This window comes from Mesorhizobium sp. M2E.F.Ca.ET.209.01.1.1 (assembly GCF_004010375.2).
In the GTDB taxonomy this organism is placed as follows: Bacteria; Pseudomonadota; Alphaproteobacteria; order Rhizobiales; family Rhizobiaceae; genus Mesorhizobium.
Map to the genome: position 1 here is coordinate 1 of NZ_SADP02000001.1, position 17,239 is coordinate 17,239.

Sequence of the window (17,239 nt, forward strand, 5' to 3'; positions counted from 1 at the left end):
CGGGCCCCAGCTCATCCACGGTTTAGGCTACCTGAGGGGTGACGGGCTCTCGATCGCCGCCACGGATCAGGCAAACACCTGGTCCGTGGCACCCTCAACATGCACGATTCCAAACACACAAGGGGTGTTCCAGCGGAGTGAGAGGCTAGCAAACTTGCCGTCTCCTCCGGCGACGCCAAGCTGGAGCACCCCTCATCCGTCGCCTTCGGCGACACCTTCTCCCGCAAGGGGAGAAGGGAAGCACTTCACCGCCCTCTTGCAATCCGCCCTTCCCCCGGTGTACCCAATCTCCCAACTCGAACATCTGGAAAGGAGGGCTGCGTGTTTATCGATCACCATCGTCAGCGTGGCCCGATTTGCGCCCTGCGAGCTTGCTTGCAGGGCTGACCGGACGGTCCGGGTTTTCCCGTTTCGATTTTTGGTCTGCCCTTCGTGGTGCCGTTAAGCTGATCGGTTGATCGGCCAGCGCACCGTCAAAGTGCATCAGCCGGACTTTCCGGCAAGACCAGAGAAATCGACATGGCCTTGATCAGCCTCAAATCCCTCGGCGTCACCATGGGTGCGCCGCTCTTCTCCAATCTCGATCTCACCATCGGCGCGAGCGACCGGCTCGGCATCGTCGCGGCCAATGGCCGTGGCAAGTCCACATTGCTCAAATGCCTGGCCGGCGAATTCGAACCCACAGCCGGCGACATCACCCGCTCGCGCGGCCTGCGCGTCGGCCATGTCGAGCAATCCGTTCCCGAGGCGCTGCTCGATCGCAGCTTTCATGACGTCGTCGCCGATGCCTTGCCGGCCGAGCAGCGCGACAGCGAGCTTTGGCGGGTCGACGTGGTGCTGGATTCGCTCGACGTGCGGGAAGACATGCGCGGCCGGCCGATGCGCGCGCTGAGCGGCGGCTGGCAGCGGCTGGCGTTGATTGCCCGCGTCTGGGTCACCGATCCGGACGTGCTTCTGCTCGACGAGCCGACCAATCATCTCGACCTCGCCAGGATCAGCCAGTTGGAGGACTGGCTCAACGCGCTGCCGCGCGACGTGCCTGTGATCGTCGCCAGCCACGACCGCGCTTTCCTTGACGCCACCACCAACCGCACGCTGTTCCTGCGTCCGGAGGACTCACCGGTGTTCGCTCTGTCCTATTCGCGTGCCAGGCAGGCGCTCGACGAGCTCGACGCCGCAACGGCGCGCAAGTTCGAGCGCGACATGAAGATTGCTCAGCAGCTGCGCAAGCAGGCCGCCAAGCTGAACAACATCGGCATCAATTCAGGCAGCGACCTTTTGACGGTGAAAACCAGGCAGTTGAAGGAGCGGGCCGAGAAACTCGAGGACGCAGCGGTGGCCGCGCATCGCGAGCGTTCGGCCGGCGCAATCAGGCTGGCGAACCGCGGCACCCACGCCAAGGTGCTGATCACGCTGGAGGACGCGGCGGTCGAAACGCCCGACGGCGCGCTGCTGTTCAAGACCGGCAAGCGCCATATCTGCCAGGACGATCGCATCGTGCTGCTCGGCCGCAACGGCGTCGGCAAGACGCGCTTCATCGCCATGATCCGCAACGCCATCGCCGAACCGGGCTCGATCGCGAACATCAAGGTGACGCCGTCGACCGTGCTCGGCTACAGCGATCAGGCGCTGTCGGGCATCGATGGCAGCGACACGCCGCTGGCGATGATCTCGCGGCGGTTCGAGGTCGGCGAGCAGCGGGCGCGTTCGCTGCTCGCCGGCGCCGGCGTTGCCATCGAAATGCAGGAGCGGAAGATCGGCACTCTGTCCGGCGGACAGAAGTCGAGGCTGATGATGCTGGTGCTGAGGCTCATCCATCCCAATTTCTATCTGCTCGACGAGCCGACCAACCATCTCGACATCGACGGCCAGGAAGCGCTGGAGGAGGAACTGCTGAAGCATCAGGCTAGCTGCCTGCTCGCCTCGCACGACCGCTCCTTCATCCGCACGATCGGCAACCGCTTCTGGCTGATCGAGAAGCGGCGGCTGACTGAAGTCGATGACCCGGAGGCGTTCTTCCGCTCCGTCGCCGAAACGCCGAACTGAGAGACGATACACCCGCCGGGCCGTCACCGCCGGCCCGGCAATACTTTTCCATCAGCTAAAAAAGGAGCATCTTGGATTGCTCAGCCATGGAGGGAACGGGCCATGCGTGCAGTGGAAATCGTCAGCAATCTCTACAAAGCCTATGCGGACCGCGACATCGAGGGCGCCTTGTCGCAGTGCGCCGAGGACGTCGTGTTCCGCTGGATTGCCGATCCCCGGCAATCGCGTCATGCCGGCACCGCGCATGGCAAGCAGGAATTCCTCTCCAGGCTGCTGGCGCTCGACGATGACTTCGAATACCGCCACTTCGTCCCGGTCGAGATCATCGACGGCGGCGACAAGGTCGCAGCACAGGTCGAAATCCACATGACGCGTCGCACCACCGGCGAGGAGCTCATCATGCGCACCGCCAATTTCTGGACCGTCCGCGACGGCGAGATCATCGAGATGGTGGAATATTACGACACCGCGCTGGCGGCGTCGGTGTTCTGAAAAAGTTTTGGGCGATCTGTCGGATCGCCTGTTGCCGCCTCGTCCTTGGGATGCCGACACGATGATGCCGGCATCAACCAGGGAGAACCATCATGTCGGTACTGTCGTCCATCGGCCGCCTCGCCAACCGGTATGCCCAGGCGCGTGCCCGTCACCGCAGCGAGCGCATCCTGCTTTCGCTGCCCGCAGAGCTGCGCAAGGACATCGGCTTTCCGGAGATTTTCGAAACGCGCGAAAGCCGCCGCGCCACCACCTTCTCCGCGAAGGTCATATAAAATGATGCTTTCAATGCGATTGTCTTGCGGCCGCGCGGCTGCAACGCAAGGCGCTTAAAAAGAATTTCTGGAGGCATGTAGGATCGCCGCCGCTTCGTCCGTCCTTGGGCCGCAAGCCAGGTCAAACTCCGTGAAGAGGAACACGAATATGAACGATCAGACCCCGCCCCGCGCCAAGGTTCTTGGCGGATTGACCCCCTACCTGCAGGTCGACGGCGCCATCAAGGCCGCCGAATTCTACAAGAAGGCTTTTGGCGCGGAGGAAGTGTTCGCCTATCCGCCGGACGACAAGGGCCGCACCATGCACATCCATCTCTACGTCAACGGCTCGACGCTGATGCTGGGCGATGCCTATCCGGAACACGGCCATCCGCACCAGGCGGCGCAAGGCTATACGCTGCAGCTCCATCTCGGCAGCGACGACATCGATGCCTGGTGGAAGCGCGCGGTCGATGCCGGTTGCGAAGTCGTCACCCCGCTGCAGGTGATGTTCTGGGGCGACCGCTGGGGCCAGGTGAAGGACCCCTTCGGCGTCGCCTGGGCGATGAACGCGCCGGTGAAGTGAACCGTCTGCCTCTCCCTCTGTGAGAGAGGTCGGATTGCCCCGATTTGCCCTTCGCAAATCGGCTGGCAATCCGGGTGTGGGGTAGCTTGGCGCCAGGCTGGAGCACCCCTCATCGGTCTCGGCGCTGCGCGCCGATCCACCTTCTCCCGCAACGGGAGAAAAGAAGGTCACGCCCAACCAAGGAGTTTCGTCATGTCCTATGTCGATGGTTTCGTGATTGCCGTGCCAAAGGCAAATCTCGAGGACTACAAGAAGCTGGCCAACACCGCGGGCCCGATATGGATGGAGCACGGCGCGCTCTCCTATGTCGAATGCATCGGCGACGACGTGCCCTATGGCGAGCTGACCTCGTTCCCGCGCGCCGTTCAGGCCAAGGACGACGAGATCGTCATCTTCGCCTGGGTGGTCTACGAATCCAGACAAAGCCGCGACGCGGTCATGGCCAAGGTGATGGCCGATGAGCGCCTCAAGATGGACTGGTCCGCCATGCCGTTCGACGGCAAGCGCATGATCTTCGGCGGCTTCCAGCCATTTATCGAGCTTTGAGGAACTGACGGAGCGCCAGTCTGGTTGGTCGCAAGCCCTTTGCGCTTGGCCGAGACGCCCGTCAGGTCGTCATCCACGGGCGAAGCAAGGAGCGAAGCGACGCGGCGCAGACCCGAGGATCCATTCCGTTACCTATGAGTGTCACCGCGGTGCAGAACGATCTCTGTTCTGCACCGCCTTACCCCTCGCTCGAGGTCACGGCATGGATCCTCGGGTCTACGCGCCCGCTTCGCTCCCGCTCCGCCCGTGGATGACGAAGGCGAGAAGCGCGATCAAACGGTGAAGCGCAGGGAACCGCCGTTCGCAGGCCGGCCTCACCTCAATATCAGCCCAGCTTGTCCAGCAGCGGCTTCAGCCGGTCTCCATAGCGCTTCCACAGATCGACCGAGCCCTGATACATCGGCTGGCGCACCTGCGCGGCGGAAGCGGTACGCACCGGCCGGTCCGTCTCGTGGAACGACAGAACCTTGTCGTCCCAGGGCAGGCCGAGATACGCCATCAGCGCCCGCGTTTGCCCTTCCTGGTCGGCGACGAAATCCTCGTAGCGCACGTCGTGCACGACGCCCGGCAGCACCTTGTGCCAATGCGCCATGATGTCGGTGTAGAGGTTATGAAAATCGGCGAGCTCGCCGAGATCGTAGCCATAGCGGTGGCTGTCGCCGCGGAAATGCACCTTGAAGATCGACAGGCAGGTGGCGGCCGCGTCGCGGGCGCAATGGACGATCTTGGCCTTCGGCAGCATCATGTGCAGGAAGCCGACCAGCATGAAGTTGCCCGGCATCTTGTCGGTGACATGGCGGTAGCCCGGATAGCGGGTATGCAGCATGTCGAGATAGGCTTGACCGGCTTCGGCGAAGGCCTTGTCGGGCATATCGGCGATCCCGGCGGGAAAGCCGCCCGGCATGCTCATCGGAAACTGCTTGCCAACGGCCGTCTTCAGGATGCTCAACTCGCCGGCGCCATAGACTTGCGGATGACTGGCGATGATCTGCTCGACCAGCGTGGTGCCGGAGCGCGGCATGCCGACAACGAAGATCGGCGTATCGTCGGAAACATCGCTCGTCCGGTGCTTCTCGAAGAAGGCCTTGTCGAAGGCGGCCTTCATTGCCTCGAACTCGTCGCGCGTGCGGACCGGATCGTAGTCGATACCCTGGCGGCGGATGGCATTGCCCTCGGCGAAATAGTCGAAAGCGCGGCCATAGTCCTTGAGGTCGTCATGGACCTTGCCGAGACCGAAGGAAAGCTGCATGCGCGCCAGGCTGCCCTGCGGTGCCTTGGCATGCTCGGCTTCCATGCCGGAAAGCTCCTTGTCGCGTTCGGTCTGACGCTTGACCTGGGTCAAAAGCAGCCAGGCTTTGGCCATACCGGGAACAACCGCCACCGCCTGTCGGGCAAGATCGGCGGCTTCGCCGAGCTTGCCCTTCTCCATCATGGCCACGCTGAGCCCGTAAAGCAGCTCGGCGTCCTTCGGACGGATCGACAAGGACTCGCGAAACAGGGCGATCGCCTCATCCAGCCGCCCGGCCTCCTGCAGCGTTTCCGCAAGCCCGATGCGGGCACGGACATGGAACGGGTTGCGGCCGATCGTGCCGCGATAGATCTCCTCGGCGGCGTCGAACTGGCCGAGCTGCTTCAGCGACGAACCGAGATTGTCGCGCGCCGCCAGCTGGTCCGGCTTGATATCCACCGCGCCGCGAAAGAAATCGACTGCGGCGGCGACCCGACCGAGGTCGCGCATGACCGTGCCCATATTGTTGAGGAAGTCGGCGTTCCCGGGCTGCAGCGTCACCGACTGTTCGATGAGATCGAGCCCCTCCTCGCTGCGGCCGGTCTGGTGCAGCAGCAGTCCGAGGAAGTGCAAGGCGGCGGCATGGTTCGGCTGCTGCCCCAGGACCTGCCGATAGAGCGCCTCGGCTTCCTGACGGCGCCCGGCCTGGTGCAGCTGCAGCGCCCGCTGCACATAGGGATCGAGCGGGCTGGCCGTTCCCGGCTTGCCGCCCGCATTCGCCGCTCTTCTTTGATCTCTGTTAATGGGAAACCTGCTGTGTTCGTTGGTCCGCCGGACCTAAGCCATGCGGGCGAGAGATTCAAGGCTAAGCAACACCACGCGCGTTGCGGTGTCTATACCCGCCTGTTGAGGCGGACACCGCGTTGCTTCTCAGCACGGCCCGTCGCCGACGACGCGGTAGTCCGCCGCGCGGGCCTCGCATGCATTCGGAAAGGTGCGCTCTTGCCCATTGCGCCTGGCGCAGACCGGAGCGTATTCGCGTGTGCAGAATGTCTGCTCGCCACCTCCACCACCGCCGTCGCGGCAGGGACCGTCACGCACGATGCGGTAGCCTTCCCTTTCAGCCAGGCAAGCATTGGCGAAGGTCTGGCGATCGCCGCCGCGCCGGGCGCAGACCGGCTGATACTGCATGGTGCAGAGCTGCGGATGCGGCCTGGGCGGGCGCGGGCGCGGCCCATCGTCGACCACCACGGTACAGGCCGCGAGCAGCGCCGCGAGAATGAAAATGACCGGGCCCTGCCAAGAGATTCCCAGCAAGCGCATGTGTCCTCCTCCGTCCGGCGCCCCACGCCACCTCGCGATATCCTCGCACTCCCCGCGGCGAACGCAACCACCGTTTGTGGTGCCGTCAGGCCCTCGGCCGACAGCCTCACCCTGGCCCATGCTTGGCTCGTCTCTGGCCGATGACCCGTGCCGGCACGGGGTCTATCGAGACCCAGCGTTGGACGCGCCGCGGGCCGCCCACGACCGTCGTCTTGCAACCATCACGTTTCCGTGTAATAAATTTCCCCGTTCGGGCATTTGCGACCCGGAGAGCGGAACGTTTTGGACGACCTTTCCCCGATAAGTGTGAATCTCTGACAGCCCCGTTTTTCGGCGGGGGGTTTGACCATGCGCGAATGCATGACCGCCGAAGCAACCACCGGGATTTGCCCAAGGCGCGAGGCAGCGGGCAAACCACAAGACTGACACGGGTGAAGGAGTTTCCCCAATGGCCCAGACCGGTACCGTAAAGTTCTTCAACGCCACCAAAGGCTTCGGCTTCATCACGCCGGATGGCGGCGCCAAGGACGTGTTCGTCCATATTTCCGCGATCGAGGCATCTGGCCTGCGCACGCTGGTCGACGGCCAGAAGGTCACCTTCGACGTCGAGCCGGACCGCATGGGCAAAGGCCCGAAGGCGGTCAACCTGCGCGCCGCCTGATCGGCGCGCAACCGCCTGTCCTTGCGGATGCAATGATGCGGCAGGATCATAAACGGGCTTTTGGACAGGCTCGAAATTGCGAAGGCGCGACCGAACGGTCGCGCCTTTTTTGCGCGCAAATCCTTGGATCGGCAGGCGAAAACTTTCTCTTGCCGATAGCGCTAAAATAAAGGACAAATTTCCTCTCGGGCAATTTGCCGGCCCGAGACTTGACTTGATGGGATCAAAGGAGTTTCCCATGCCGCAGACCGGCACCGTCAAATTCTTCAACCATGCCAAGGGCTTCGGCTTCATCACGCCCGACGATGGCGCGAAGGATGTCTTCGTCCACATTTCGGCTGTGCAGGCGTCGGGCCTTCCCGGTCTTGAGGATGGGCAGAAAGTGACATTCGACACCGAGCCGGACAAGCGCGGCAAGGGTCCGAAGGCCGTCAATCTGTCGATCGGCTAAGCCGGCTCACGACGGATCCGACGGAGGCTTTTCAGGCGGGACCGCTCCCGCCCGGAAACGGGTTGTGCCCGGACTTTCGAAAAATAACCGGCCTCGAAAAAATCGATTACGCCGATTTCCGTTCAGCCTCCGTTCAGCCACGGTCTTCTATTAACCTTTGCTAAAGCCGGTTCGCATCCCCTGAAAAATGCGCGGGCCGGCGCGAAGGAGACCGAAGATGAACCGTTTTCTCAAGACCGCCATCCTGAGCGTTGGCATTGCCGCGACCACCTTGGCCACCTTCTCGGCGGCTAATGCCGATGACTGGCGCTGGCACCATCATCGCAATCATGGCGGCGACGCCCTCGCTGCCGGCGTTGTCGGCCTCGCGGCCGGCGCCCTGATCGGCAGCGCGCTCAGCAACCCCGGGCCGCGCTATTACGAACCGGCCTATGGTGACGACTATTATGTCGCCCGGCCGGTGCGCCGCTACTACGTGCAGCCGCGCGTCGTCTATGCCGACCGCTATGCCGAGCCGTGGACCAGGGCCTGGTACGAATATTGCTCGGACCGCTATCGCACCTTCAATTCGCGGACCGGCACCTTCACGGGCAGCGACGGCGACCAGCATTTCTGCGTCGCCAATTAATATTTAGGGTTCCCTGCCCTAAGCAAAGCGCCGCCTCGAGCGGCGCTTTTTGTTTCTGGCCCGGCCACTCGCCACTGGGCAGGTTGTGCTGAGATTCAGGTCAGGCCGAGTCGAGAGCGGTAGGTTCCGAGAACCGGAGCGGAGCGTACTTTTGGGTACCGGAAGCGCAGGAAACTGCCGCTCGCAGGCCGGCATCACCTGAATATCAGCATAACCTAGGTCAAGAACGGATTGCTCCGCCGCTCGTCGCCAAAGCGGCTGCCCGGCCCGTGGCCGCAGATGAAACCGATATCGTCGCCAAGCGGCAGAAGCTTGTCCTTGATCGAGGCGATCAGCGCGGCGTGGTCGCCGCCGGGCAGATCGGTGCGTCCGATCGAGCCGCGGAACAGCACGTCGCCGACATGCGCGAATTTGGCCGCGCGGTTGTAGTAGACGACATGGCCCGGCGCGTGCCCTGGGCAATGCAGCACTTCGAACACGTGATTGCCGAAGGACACCGTCTCGCCTTCGGTGAGGAAGCGGTCCGGCACGCAATTGCGCACCGGATCGGTCAGGCCGAAACGCTTGGCCTGGTTCTCGAGGTTGGCAAGCAGTGGCTTGTCGGCTTCGTGCGGGCCGATAATGTCGATGCCGAGCGCCTCCTTCAGTTCCATCGCGCCGCCGGCATGGTCGATATGGCCATGCGTGATCCAGATCGCGCCGGCCTTGATGGCATTGTCCTTCAGCGCCTTGAGCACCTGGTCAATATCGCCGCCGGGATCGACGACAACGCCGTTCTTGTCGTCCATGTCGAACAATACGGTGCAGTTCTGCTGGAACGGCGTGACCGGCACGATGCCGGCATTGAGCTGACCCATGGCTTTCCTTTCTCGAGCAATTCCAGGAAAAGTCTGAACCGCTCCTGTTGTGGCCCTGATGTAGACAGGCGGGCATACGCCGTCCACTGCCGGCCAGCGCAAATATCCTGGAAACGAAAATGGGCGGCCGAAGCCGCCCATTTGAAAACTTGAAGGAGGCCTTATTTCTTCATCGCGTTCATGACCGCGCCGATGATGCCGGTCAGGATGGCGCCGCCGCCGACGCCGCCGAGAAGGTTCTTCAGGTCGAGGGCGCTGCCGATCCCGCCCGCCGCGGCCGCCGCGTCGACACCACCGCCGCCCAACAGGCTACCAAGGATGGCCGCACCGCCGACGCCGCCGATCGCGCCGCTGAGGATTTTGGTAAGCTGGCCCATCGCCGCCTGCTTCAGCGCCGCGCCAACCGCCTGGCCGCCGATAACGCCGGCAATTACCTGTACAACGATCTGAATAATCGTGTTGCTGTCCATGTAACTAGTCCCTCCATAGCCGCCTGCCTCCAAGGGCCGACACCATCATGAGACGCCGAACCGTTCGAAAGTCAAATGCATGAAAGCTTAAATAAAAAGGGCGGCCCGAAAACCGCCCCTCTTGCACAAAAAAGCTGTGACTATCGCTATTCTGCGGCGATCGCGTGCTTTGGTTGCACTGCAGCAGAATAGTCGTTCATCAAAGTCTTGGCGATCTCGCCGACCTCGAATCGGTATGGACCGATCTCCGAAACCGGTGTCACCTCGGCCGCGGTACCGGTCAGGAAGCATTGCTCGAAACCTTCGAGCTCTTCCGGCATGATGGCGCGCTCGATCACTTCGAAACCACGGTCCTTCGCCAGGCCGATCACCGTGCGGCGGGTGATGCCGTCGAGGAAGCAGTCGGGCGTCGGCGTATGGATCTTGCCGTCCTTGACGAAGAAGATGTTGGCGCCGGTGGCTTCCGCCACCTGGCCGCGCCAGTCGAGCATCATGGCGTCGGCATAGCCCTTGGCCTCGGCCGCATGCTTGGACAGCGTGCAGATCATGTAGAGGCCGGCGGCCTTGGACTTGGAAGGCGCGGTGCGCGGATCCGGCCGGCGCCATTCGGCGACATCGAGGCGGATGCCCTTGAGCTTCTGCGCGGGGTCGAAATAGCTCGGCCATTGCCAGATGGCGATGGCGCAATTGATGCGGTTGTTCTGCGCCGAGACACCCATCTGCTCGCTGCCGCGCCAGGCGATCGGGCGCACATAGGCATCCTGGAAACCCTGCTTCTTCAAAAGCGTGCGGCAGGCCTCGTCGATCTCGGCGACCGTATAGGGAATCTTGAAACCGAGCAGGCGCGCCGATTCATGCAGGCGCTCATTGTGCTCGGTCAGCTTGAAGATCTGGCCGCCATAGGCGCGCTCGCCCTCGAAGACTGCGCTGGCATAGTGCAAGCCATGGGTCAGCACATGGACCTTGGCGTCGGCCCATTTGACGAACTCGCCGTTCATCCAGATGAAGCCTTCCAGTTGATCGAAGGGAACGGATGCCATGGAAACCTCCCGCGGGCGGGCGCCCGCAAATCGTTGTGTTTTATAGCCTTCATGCCGGCCCCGTCACAGGATCCGAAACGCTGGCCGGTGCTTGAAAGCGTAGGCGGATATTCAATTCGTGGCAAACTCAGGAAGTTCCGGAAAAACGGCTTCCTCTTGCCTTTTCGTTCGCAATCCGCCGAAAAGCTTGTCAAAAATTATCATTGCTCGGAAATTACGTCAATAGTACTGACATAATTCCCGCCTCGCATGGAGAAATGATGACGAGCCCCGCAGCCGGAAAACCGATCAGGACGGCGATCGCCGATGAGGACGGCATCGACTTCGCCATCATCGAACTGTTCTTCTTCGCCTATCGCGATTTCACCTCCGACCCGGATCAGATCCTTGCCGATTATGGCTTCGGCCGCGCCCATCACCGTGTGCTGCACTTCGTCAACCGCAGGCCGGGCCTCACCGTCGCCGAACTGCTCGATGTGCTGAAGATCACCAAGCAGAGCCTTGCGCGGGTCTTGAAGCAGCTCATCGACACCGATCATATCGTCCAGGTGCAGGGTCCGCGCGACCGCCGGCAGCGCGAGCTCTACCCGACCGCCAAGGGCCGCGCGCTGGCCTTGGCGCTGGCGCGGCCACAGTCGCGCCGCATCCGTGCGGCATTGGAGGATTCCGGAGCCGCCGAGCGCGCCACTATCGAACGTTTCCTGGAAGCGATGGTCAATCCGGAACTAAGAGCGCAGATCGACATTGTGCCTGCGCAAACATCGGGGAAGAACCATGGAGACCATTGAGAAGGTTGATCATCCGGCCGCGCCCGACGATGACGCGCCGCATCTTCTGGTTGTCGATGACGACACGCGTATCCGCAACCTGCTCAAGCAGTATCTGTCCGAGAACGGCTTTCGCGTCACCGTCGCCGGCAATTCCGGCGAAGCCAGGCGCAAGCTCGCCGGCCTCGACTTCGACCTTTTGGTGCTCGACGTCATGATGCCGGGGGAAACCGGCGTCGACCTCACCAAGGCGCTGCGGGCCGAGAAGAACGTGCCGATCCTGATGCTGACGGCGCTGTCCGAGACCGACAGCCGCATTACCGGGCTGGAAGCCGGCGCCGATGATTACCTGCCGAAGCCGTTCGATCCGCGCGAGCTGATCCTGCGCATCAACAACATCCTGCGCCGTGGCGGCCCGGCCGCGACGCCGAAGGTGGAACAGCTGGTGTTCGGACCTTATACGTTCCAGATCGCCAAGCGCGAATTGAAGCGCGGCGGCGAGGCGCTTAAGCTGACCGACCGCGAGCAGGAGATCCTCGCGATCTTCGCCGCGCGAGCGGGCGAGACCATACCGCGCCATGAATTGGTGGGCGATGAATCGGATGTCGGCGAGCGCACCATCGACGTGCAGATCAACCGGCTGCGCCGCAAGATCGAGCGCGATCCGTCCAATCCGGTGTGGCTGCAGACGGTGCGCGGTATTGGGTATCGGCTCAGCGTCGAATAAATTACCGTCGAAGGCCCTTTGCTGAACAGGCCATCGACGAGCGGAAGGGCGAATGGCGACCACGCAACTGGAACAGCCGAAAGGGAGCGGCCTGCGCGATCTCGCGCTGCGGACGCTGAGGGCGATGCCGCGCGCCTGGAACCGGTTCTGGCGCCTGATCGCGCTCTACATGCCGAAGCGGCTCTACGCCCGCTCGCTGATCATCGTCATCGCGCCGATGATCCTGCTGCAGTCGGTGATCGCCTTCGTTTTCATGGAACGCCACTGGCAGACGGTCACCCAGCGCCTGTCGCAGGCGACGATCTCGGACATTGCGGCCGTCATCGACATGATGGAGACCTATCCGCACGACGCCGACTACGCCAACATCATTCGTATCGCCCAGGACCGCATGCAGTTGAAAGTGGATCTGCTGCCGCCAGATCCGTTGCCGCCGCCCGGCCCGAAGCCGTTCTTCTCGATCCTCGACGAGGCGCTGTCGTCGGAGATCACGAGACAGATCAACCGTCCGTTCTGGATCGACACGGTCGGCAACTCGAACGTCGTCGAGGTCCGCGTCCAACTCGAAGGCAAGGTGCTGCGTGTCTTCGTGCGGCGCAGCCAGGCTTATGCCTCGAACACCCACATCTTCCTGATCTGGATGGTCGGCACCTCGCTGGTTCTGCTGATGATCGCCATTCCCTTCCTGCGCAATCAGATCAGGCCGATCCTGACGCTCGCCGAGGCTGCCGAGAGTTTCGGCAAGGGCCGGCCGATGCCGCGCGATTTCCGCCCGCGCGGCGCCGATGAGGTTCGCCGCGCGGGCTTCGCCTTCATCCAGATGCGTGAGCGTATCGAGCGGCAGATCGAGCAGCGCACCGCCATGCTGACCGGCGTCAGCCACGACCTCAGGACCATCCTCACCCGCTTCAAGCTGCAGCTGGCGCTGGCCGGCGGCAAGTCGGAAACCAAGGCCGCGCTGAACCAGGACATCGACGACATGCAGTCGATGCTGGAAGGCTATCTCTCCTTTGCCCGTGGCGAGGCCGCAGAAGACACTGGCCGTTTCGACCTCAAGGCCTATTTCCAGAAGCTTGGCGAGGAAGCGCAATTGCGCGGTTGCAAGCTCACGACGACACTGACCGGCGATCCGGCCGTGCATGTGCGCCCGAACGCCTTTGCCCGTTTGCTTTCGAACGTCATCGGCAATGCCTTCCGCTATGCCAAGACCGTAGAGGTCCATGCCAATCACGGTCGCGGCTCGCTCACCGTCACCATCGACGACAACGGACCCGGCATCGCGCCCGACAAGCGCGAAGAGGTGTTCAAGCCTTTCCTGCGGCTCGACGAGGCGCGCAACCTGGACGCCAGCGGCACCGGACTTGGCCTGTCGATTGCCCGCGACATCGCCCGCAGCCATGGCGGCGACATCAGCCTCGAGGACAGCCCCCTCGGCGGCCTGCGCGCCGTGATCACGGTACCTGCGTGAGCAGAGCCAAGACAGGCTTCATCCGCCCGTCATGAAATCATGGTGAAGAGCGCGCATGAAGCGCGCGACCCTTGTTGATTCGGCCCTGCCGCCCCGCTTCGATCCCGCCCCTGCCCGGGTGCGCTGGAGCGAGGCGCGAGCTGCCGCCTGGCTGCCGTTCCGGCACCGAGCCAGCGCGCTCAGCACCTATCGCAAAGGATCGCCATGCCTATCGGGATCGCCATGCGCATCGTGATGGTCACCGACGCATGGCGGCCGCAGGTCAACGGCGTGGTGCACACGCTGGAACGCCTCACCGAGGCGCTGAAGTCCTTCGACGTCGAGCTCGACTTCCTGACGCCGAACCTCTTTCGCACCTTGCCGATGCCGACCTATCCCGACATCCGGCTGGCGCTGACCACGCCAGGTCGTGTGGCGAGCCTCATCGAAACGCGCAAGGCCGACCACATCCACATCGTCACCGAGGGTCCGCTGGGCATCATGGCGCGCCGCTATTGCCGCAAGGCCAGTCGCCCCTTCACCACCAGCTACCACACGCGCTTTCCCGAATATCTCAGCGCCCGCCTGCCGGTGCCGGAGCGCTGGGCCTATAACTGGCTGCGCGACTTCCATAATTCCGGACAGGGCACGCTTGTCGCCACGCAATCGCTGGCGGACGATCTCGCGGCGCGCGGCTTCAACAAGCTGAGGCCCTGGACGCGCGGCGTCGACACCGACCACTTCCGACCCGACAAGCGCAAGGAAACCGGATTTCCCCGCCCGGTCTTCCTGTGTGTCGGCCGCGTCGCGATCGAGAAGAACCTGACCGCCTTCCTCGACCTCGACCTGCCCGGCAGCAAGGTGATCGTCGGCGAAGGGCCGGAACTGGCGAAGCTCAAGGCGCGCTATCCCGACGCGCATTTCCTCGGCCACCGCCCGAACGACGAGCTGGCCGAGATCTACGCGTCGGCCGACGTCTTCGTCTTCCCGAGCCGTACCGACACTTTCGGCAACGTCATAATCGAGGCCCTGGCAAGCGGGACTCCAGTCGCCGCCTTTCCGGTGACCGGACCGGTCGACATTGTCGGCGACGGTGTCGGCGGAGCCGTATCGAACAATTTGGGCGAGGCGGCGATGAAGGCGCTTCACGTCGATCGCGCCGAAGCGCGTCAGCGCGCCATGCGCTACAGCTGGAAGGCCTGCGCCGAAATGTTCCTCGACGTGGTCGACGAAGCGCTGGGCAGTACCCGTAAACTGGCAGCTTGATACAACGTGGCGGTTAGGATGCGTCGATATTCAGGTCAGGCCGAGCTGAGAATGGTGGGCTCCGAGAACCGGCGCGGAGCGTACTTGAAGTACGTGAGCACCGGAAGCGCAGGAGACCGCCATTCGCAAGCCGGCCTCACCTGAATATCGACGCATCCTAGAATAGGCGCCCGCCGTCCGGCACCCTCCGCTCTATGGCGCCGAGCACCACGGCGCCCTCGTCATCCGGAAAGCCAAGCGTCAGCACCTCGGACATGAACGGACCGATCTGACGCGGCGGGAAATTGACCACCGCGAAGACCTGGCGGCCGACCAGCGTCTCCGGCGCGTAATATTTGGTGATTTGCGCCGACGACTTTTTAATTCCGATGGCCGGGCCGAAATCGATCTTCAGCTTGATCGCCGGCTTGCGCGCTTCCGGAAACGGCTCGGCCTCGACGATCGTGCCGGCACGGATGTCGACACGATCGAAATCGGCAAAGCTGATCTCGGGCTTGCGCTCGCTGCTGGAACTCATCGGCAATATTGGCTTGGTTCAGGCGTTTCCGTGGGTCTCGAAGAGCACGCTGGACAGCGCGTCCTTGGCCGATGTACCCGACCAGACGACGAACTGGAAGGCCTGGAAATAGCATTCGCAGGCCTCTAGCGCCGAGGACAGAAGCACCTCGACCTGCTGGCTCGATGGCTCGACCCCGCCGGCAAGCAGCAGCGACTGCCGGAACATGATCGCGCCTTCCTGCTCCCACAGATCGAAATGCCCGAACAGCATCTGCTCGTTGATCAGCGACAACAGCCGCATCACTTCCAGCGCCCGCGTCTCCGGCACCTTGATGTCGAAAGCACAGGCCAGATGCAGCGCCTCGAAATCCTCCATCCAGGAAAAGGAGACGTGATAGTCGGTCCAGCTGCCGGCCACCGAAATCGAAATCTCGTCGTCGCCGGCGCGCTCGAAGGACCAGTCATTGTTGTGGGCCACCTGCTCGATGACGTCCACCGGGTGGATTTCGCGGGAGAATTCGAGTTCGAGGAGTTCCATGAATGCTTCCTGTGTTCAGGGGAGCGCCACACGCTCCGCGGGGCACACACGACGAACAATCTTGTCTAGAACTCGGACGGTCAGGACTTTCCAACGCAAAGACCCAACCGGACCCCACCGCCCGGCGCATGACCCTGCTTCGAATCATGCAACAAATTCAGTCTATTGATCGGGAGTCGCGTGAACAGCCCAATTTTTCGCACTGCGTCATCCGCATGTGGAAAGGTGGCTGTCACAAAGATTCATGCAATGCCGGTAAGCGATTCACGGCAAAGCGATTTTTCGGATCGCGCTATGTGGAAAAGTTTAACGATTATTTTTTTGCGCGGGGCTTTGCAGCACCCGCAGGTGCGGCCTGTCCGGTGAGTTCGGCGAGCTTGGCCTCGAGCGCCTCGACGCGCGTCGCCAGCTGGATGTTGTCTTCCCGCGCCTTGACCGCCATCTCGCGCACCGCCTCGAACTCTTCGCGCTGCACCACATCCATGGAATTCAGCATGCGTTCGGCCTGCGCCCGGAACGCCGTCTCCACTTCGCGCCGAACGCCCTGCGCGGCACCCGCGGCGTCGGTCATGATCTTTGCGAATTCGTCGAGAATGCGGTTCGGTCCGGTCGCCATAGCAGATCCTCGCTTTACTGTTTTGACGTAGTGGCGCGCGGCGCGGAATGCAAGCATGTCTCACGCGAGCAATCGTCAGTCTGGATTGTACGACCAATAACTATTATTATACCGGTTGAAAACCGCAAGGGAGCAACATCATGGCCATCAGCGCAGATCTGGGTCATCGCTTGGAGGATGTCGTGAACCGACTCGTCAGCGACGGCCGCTACAATTCGAAGAGCGAGGTTTTGCGCGAAGGCGTTCGCCTCGTCGAGGAGCGGGAGAAACGGCTCGCCGCACTTGACGCTGCGCTTGCCCAAGGCATTGCCGATGCCGATGCAGGGCGCACGGAGCCCGCTGAAGAGGTATTTGATCGCCTGGAAGCTAAGCACAAAGCGATGGCCGAGAAGAACGGGTGAAACGGCTAGTCTTTGCCAAACGGGCCGTAACCGACCTCGAAGCCATTGCTGACCACATCGCTACCGACAGCCCTATGCGAGCACGACCTTTGTCCAGGAATTGCGCGGTACTTGTGTAGAGCTGCGCACTATGCCGGGACGCTACCCACTGGTTCAAGGCCATCAATCTTTCGGCATTCGGCGCAGGGTTTACGGCAGCTATCTGATATTTTTCCGCGTTGGTTCGAACGCAGTCGAGATTTTGCATATTCTTCCATGGGGCGATGGACTACGAGCGAATTCTGTTTCCCGAATCCTGAGCATATAACCGCTCGGCTGCGACATTTGCGTTGCCTTGACCCCGCCAAAACCCTGCCGCATGGTCCGCGCCCGAACGTGACCGCGCCCTGGAGACCCT

The 17,239-nt window shown here is 62.6% G+C and carries 22 protein-coding genes; 14 read left to right on the top strand and 8 right to left on the bottom strand.

Annotated features, from left to right (window positions below; genetic code table 11):
• Positions 1 to 519: 519 nt before the first annotated feature.
• From EN852_RS00005 to EN852_RS00025, 5 genes are all read left to right on the top strand, one after another.
• The gene (locus tag EN852_RS00005) at positions 520 to 2,046 is read left to right on the top strand and encodes an ABC-F family ATP-binding cassette domain-containing protein (RefSeq protein WP_127874430.1); all 1,527 of its coding nucleotides are present in this window, start codon (positions 520 to 522) and stop codon (positions 2,044 to 2,046) included.
• A gap of 102 nt (positions 2,047 to 2,148) precedes the next feature.
• Positions 2,149 to 2,538, top strand: a complete 390-nt coding sequence (locus EN852_RS00010) for a nuclear transport factor 2 family protein (protein WP_127874431.1) — start codon at positions 2,149 to 2,151, stop codon at positions 2,536 to 2,538.
• 92 nt (positions 2,539 to 2,630) lie between these two features.
• Positions 2,631 to 2,813, top strand: a complete 183-nt coding sequence (locus EN852_RS00015) for a hypothetical protein (protein WP_127874432.1) — start codon at positions 2,631 to 2,633, stop codon at positions 2,811 to 2,813.
• Between the two features lie 148 nt (positions 2,814 to 2,961).
• Positions 2,962 to 3,378, top strand: a complete 417-nt coding sequence (locus tag EN852_RS00020; RefSeq protein ID WP_127864537.1) for a glyoxalase/bleomycin resistance/extradiol dioxygenase family protein — start codon at positions 2,962 to 2,964, stop codon at positions 3,376 to 3,378.
• 192 nt (positions 3,379 to 3,570) lie between these two features.
• Positions 3,571 to 3,924 (top strand): DUF1428 family protein, encoded by a 354-nt coding sequence (locus EN852_RS00025; RefSeq protein ID WP_127874433.1) that lies wholly within the window; start codon positions 3,571 to 3,573, stop codon positions 3,922 to 3,924.
• 325 nt (positions 3,925 to 4,249) lie between these two features.
• Here the strand turns inward: EN852_RS00025 and EN852_RS00030 are convergent, their stop codons facing one another.
• Positions 4,250 to 5,884 carry a tetratricopeptide repeat-containing sulfotransferase family protein gene (locus tag EN852_RS00030; protein ID WP_127874434.1) on the bottom strand — a complete coding sequence of 545 codons (1,635 nt, stop codon included), beginning with the start codon at positions 5,882 to 5,884 and terminating at the stop codon, positions 4,250 to 4,252.
• Positions 5,885 to 6,082: 198 nt separating this feature from the next.
• Positions 6,083 to 6,475, bottom strand: a complete 393-nt coding sequence (locus EN852_RS00035) for a Kazal-type serine protease inhibitor domain-containing protein (protein WP_127874435.1) — start codon at positions 6,473 to 6,475, stop codon at positions 6,083 to 6,085.
• 448 nt (positions 6,476 to 6,923) lie between these two features.
• Between EN852_RS00035 and EN852_RS00040 the strand changes: the two genes are divergently transcribed.
• The 3 genes from EN852_RS00040 (at position 6,924) to EN852_RS00050 (ending at position 8,215) form a co-directional block, all read left to right on the top strand.
• Positions 6,924 to 7,136, top strand: coding sequence for a cold-shock protein (locus tag EN852_RS00040; protein ID WP_006202520.1), 213 nt, complete (start codon positions 6,924 to 6,926; stop codon positions 7,134 to 7,136).
• 238 nt (positions 7,137 to 7,374) lie between these two features.
• Positions 7,375 to 7,587 carry a cold-shock protein gene (locus EN852_RS00045; protein ID WP_006202521.1) on the top strand — a complete coding sequence of 71 codons (213 nt, stop codon included), beginning with the start codon at positions 7,375 to 7,377 and terminating at the stop codon, positions 7,585 to 7,587.
• A gap of 217 nt (positions 7,588 to 7,804) precedes the next feature.
• Positions 7,805 to 8,215, top strand: a complete 411-nt coding sequence (locus EN852_RS00050; protein ID WP_127874436.1) for a BA14K family protein — start codon at positions 7,805 to 7,807, stop codon at positions 8,213 to 8,215.
• A 215-nt stretch (positions 8,216 to 8,430) separates the two neighbouring features.
• On the opposite strand, the gene EN852_RS00055 is transcribed toward EN852_RS00050, so the two are convergent.
• The 3 genes from EN852_RS00055 to EN852_RS00065 form a co-directional block, all read right to left on the bottom strand.
• Complete coding sequence (locus tag EN852_RS00055; RefSeq protein WP_127864532.1) at positions 8,431 to 9,072, bottom strand: MBL fold metallo-hydrolase; 642 nt, start codon at positions 9,070 to 9,072, stop codon at positions 8,431 to 8,433.
• A gap of 161 nt (positions 9,073 to 9,233) precedes the next feature.
• Positions 9,234 to 9,542, bottom strand: a complete 309-nt coding sequence (locus EN852_RS00060) for a hypothetical protein (protein WP_095817307.1) — start codon at positions 9,540 to 9,542, stop codon at positions 9,234 to 9,236.
• A 146-nt stretch (positions 9,543 to 9,688) separates the two neighbouring features.
• Positions 9,689 to 10,582, bottom strand: a complete 894-nt coding sequence (locus tag EN852_RS00065; RefSeq protein WP_127874437.1) for a branched-chain amino acid aminotransferase — start codon at positions 10,580 to 10,582, stop codon at positions 9,689 to 9,691.
• A gap of 260 nt (positions 10,583 to 10,842) precedes the next feature.
• Between EN852_RS00065 and EN852_RS00070 the strand changes: the two genes are divergently transcribed.
• The 4 genes from EN852_RS00070 to EN852_RS00085 all read left to right on the top strand — a co-directional run bounded on the left by EN852_RS00070 (position 10,843) and on the right by EN852_RS00085 (position 14,789).
• Positions 10,843 to 11,370, top strand: a complete 528-nt coding sequence (locus EN852_RS00070) for a MarR family transcriptional regulator (protein ID WP_189545642.1) — start codon at positions 10,843 to 10,845, stop codon at positions 11,368 to 11,370.
• Positions 11,357 to 12,076 carry a response regulator transcription factor gene (locus tag EN852_RS00075; RefSeq protein WP_040989639.1) on the top strand — a complete coding sequence of 240 codons (720 nt, stop codon included), beginning with the start codon at positions 11,357 to 11,359 and terminating at the stop codon, positions 12,074 to 12,076. Before EN852_RS00070 ends, EN852_RS00075 begins: the two co-directional genes overlap by 14 nt.
• A 52-nt stretch (positions 12,077 to 12,128) precedes the next feature.
• Positions 12,129 to 13,544 (top strand): ATP-binding protein, encoded by a 1,416-nt coding sequence (locus EN852_RS00080; RefSeq protein WP_127874439.1) that lies wholly within the window; start codon positions 12,129 to 12,131, stop codon positions 13,542 to 13,544.
• A gap of 222 nt (positions 13,545 to 13,766) precedes the next feature.
• Complete coding sequence (locus tag EN852_RS00085) at positions 13,767 to 14,789, top strand: glycosyltransferase family 1 protein (RefSeq protein ID WP_127874914.1); 1,023 nt, start codon at positions 13,767 to 13,769, stop codon at positions 14,787 to 14,789.
• A 157-nt stretch (positions 14,790 to 14,946) separates the two neighbouring features.
• On the opposite strand, the gene EN852_RS00090 is transcribed toward EN852_RS00085, so the two are convergent.
• The 3 genes from EN852_RS00090 to EN852_RS00100 all read right to left on the bottom strand — a co-directional run bounded on the left by EN852_RS00090 (position 14,947) and on the right by EN852_RS00100 (position 16,441).
• The gene (locus EN852_RS00090) at positions 14,947 to 15,306 is read right to left on the bottom strand and encodes a tRNA-binding protein (RefSeq protein WP_127864528.1); all 360 of its coding nucleotides are present in this window, start codon (positions 15,304 to 15,306) and stop codon (positions 14,947 to 14,949) included.
• Between the two features lie 18 nt (positions 15,307 to 15,324).
• The gene (locus EN852_RS00095) at positions 15,325 to 15,825 is read right to left on the bottom strand and encodes a YbjN domain-containing protein (protein ID WP_040989643.1); all 501 of its coding nucleotides are present in this window, start codon (positions 15,823 to 15,825) and stop codon (positions 15,325 to 15,327) included.
• Between the two features lie 313 nt (positions 15,826 to 16,138).
• Entirely contained in the window at positions 16,139 to 16,441 is a 303-nt protein-coding gene (locus EN852_RS00100; RefSeq protein ID WP_112126796.1) for an accessory factor UbiK family protein, read from the bottom strand.
• A gap of 140 nt (positions 16,442 to 16,581) precedes the next feature.
• Between EN852_RS00100 and EN852_RS00105 the strand changes: the two genes are divergently transcribed.
• Positions 16,582 to 16,842, top strand: a complete 261-nt coding sequence (locus EN852_RS00105; RefSeq protein ID WP_127874440.1) for a type II toxin-antitoxin system ParD family antitoxin — start codon at positions 16,582 to 16,584, stop codon at positions 16,840 to 16,842.
• A 100-nt stretch (positions 16,843 to 16,942) separates the two neighbouring features.
• Positions 16,943 to 17,149, top strand: coding sequence for a type II toxin-antitoxin system RelE/ParE family toxin (locus tag EN852_RS00110; protein WP_348643418.1), 207 nt, complete (start codon positions 16,943 to 16,945; stop codon positions 17,147 to 17,149).
• The last annotated feature ends 90 nt before the right edge of the window (positions 17,150 to 17,239 follow it).

Coding starts and splice junctions, on each gene's coding strand:
- EN852_RS00005 (WP_127874430.1), top strand. CDS start 520: ATGGCCTTGATCAGCCTCAAATCCCTCGGCGTCACCATGGGTGCGCCG.
- EN852_RS00010 (WP_127874431.1), top strand. CDS start 2,149: ATGCGTGCAGTGGAAATCGTCAGCAATCTCTACAAAGCCTATGCGGAC.
- EN852_RS00015 (WP_127874432.1), top strand. CDS start 2,631: ATGTCGGTACTGTCGTCCATCGGCCGCCTCGCCAACCGGTATGCCCAG.
- EN852_RS00020 (WP_127864537.1), top strand. CDS start 2,962: ATGAACGATCAGACCCCGCCCCGCGCCAAGGTTCTTGGCGGATTGACC.
- EN852_RS00025 (WP_127874433.1), top strand. CDS start 3,571: ATGTCCTATGTCGATGGTTTCGTGATTGCCGTGCCAAAGGCAAATCTC.
- EN852_RS00035 (WP_127874435.1), bottom strand. CDS start 6,475: ATGCGCTTGCTGGGAATCTCTTGGCAGGGCCCGGTCATTTTCATTCTC.
- EN852_RS00040 (WP_006202520.1), top strand. CDS start 6,924: ATGGCCCAGACCGGTACCGTAAAGTTCTTCAACGCCACCAAAGGCTTC.
- EN852_RS00045 (WP_006202521.1), top strand. CDS start 7,375: ATGCCGCAGACCGGCACCGTCAAATTCTTCAACCATGCCAAGGGCTTC.
- EN852_RS00050 (WP_127874436.1), top strand. CDS start 7,805: ATGAACCGTTTTCTCAAGACCGCCATCCTGAGCGTTGGCATTGCCGCG.
- EN852_RS00055 (WP_127864532.1), bottom strand. CDS start 9,072: ATGGGTCAGCTCAATGCCGGCATCGTGCCGGTCACGCCGTTCCAGCAG.
- EN852_RS00060 (WP_095817307.1), bottom strand. CDS start 9,542: ATGGACAGCAACACGATTATTCAGATCGTTGTACAGGTAATTGCCGGC.
- EN852_RS00065 (WP_127874437.1), bottom strand. CDS start 10,582: ATGGCATCCGTTCCCTTCGATCAACTGGAAGGCTTCATCTGGATGAAC.
- EN852_RS00070 (WP_189545642.1), top strand. CDS start 10,843: ATGACGAGCCCCGCAGCCGGAAAACCGATCAGGACGGCGATCGCCGAT.
- EN852_RS00075 (WP_040989639.1), top strand. CDS start 11,357: ATGGAGACCATTGAGAAGGTTGATCATCCGGCCGCGCCCGACGATGAC.
- EN852_RS00080 (WP_127874439.1), top strand. CDS start 12,129: ATGGCGACCACGCAACTGGAACAGCCGAAAGGGAGCGGCCTGCGCGAT.
- EN852_RS00085 (WP_127874914.1), top strand. CDS start 13,767: ATGCGCATCGTGATGGTCACCGACGCATGGCGGCCGCAGGTCAACGGC.
- EN852_RS00090 (WP_127864528.1), bottom strand. CDS start 15,306: ATGAGTTCCAGCAGCGAGCGCAAGCCCGAGATCAGCTTTGCCGATTTC.
- EN852_RS00095 (WP_040989643.1), bottom strand. CDS start 15,825: ATGGAACTCCTCGAACTCGAATTCTCCCGCGAAATCCACCCGGTGGAC.
- EN852_RS00100 (WP_112126796.1), bottom strand. CDS start 16,441: ATGGCGACCGGACCGAACCGCATTCTCGACGAATTCGCAAAGATCATG.
- EN852_RS00105 (WP_127874440.1), top strand. CDS start 16,582: ATGGCCATCAGCGCAGATCTGGGTCATCGCTTGGAGGATGTCGTGAAC.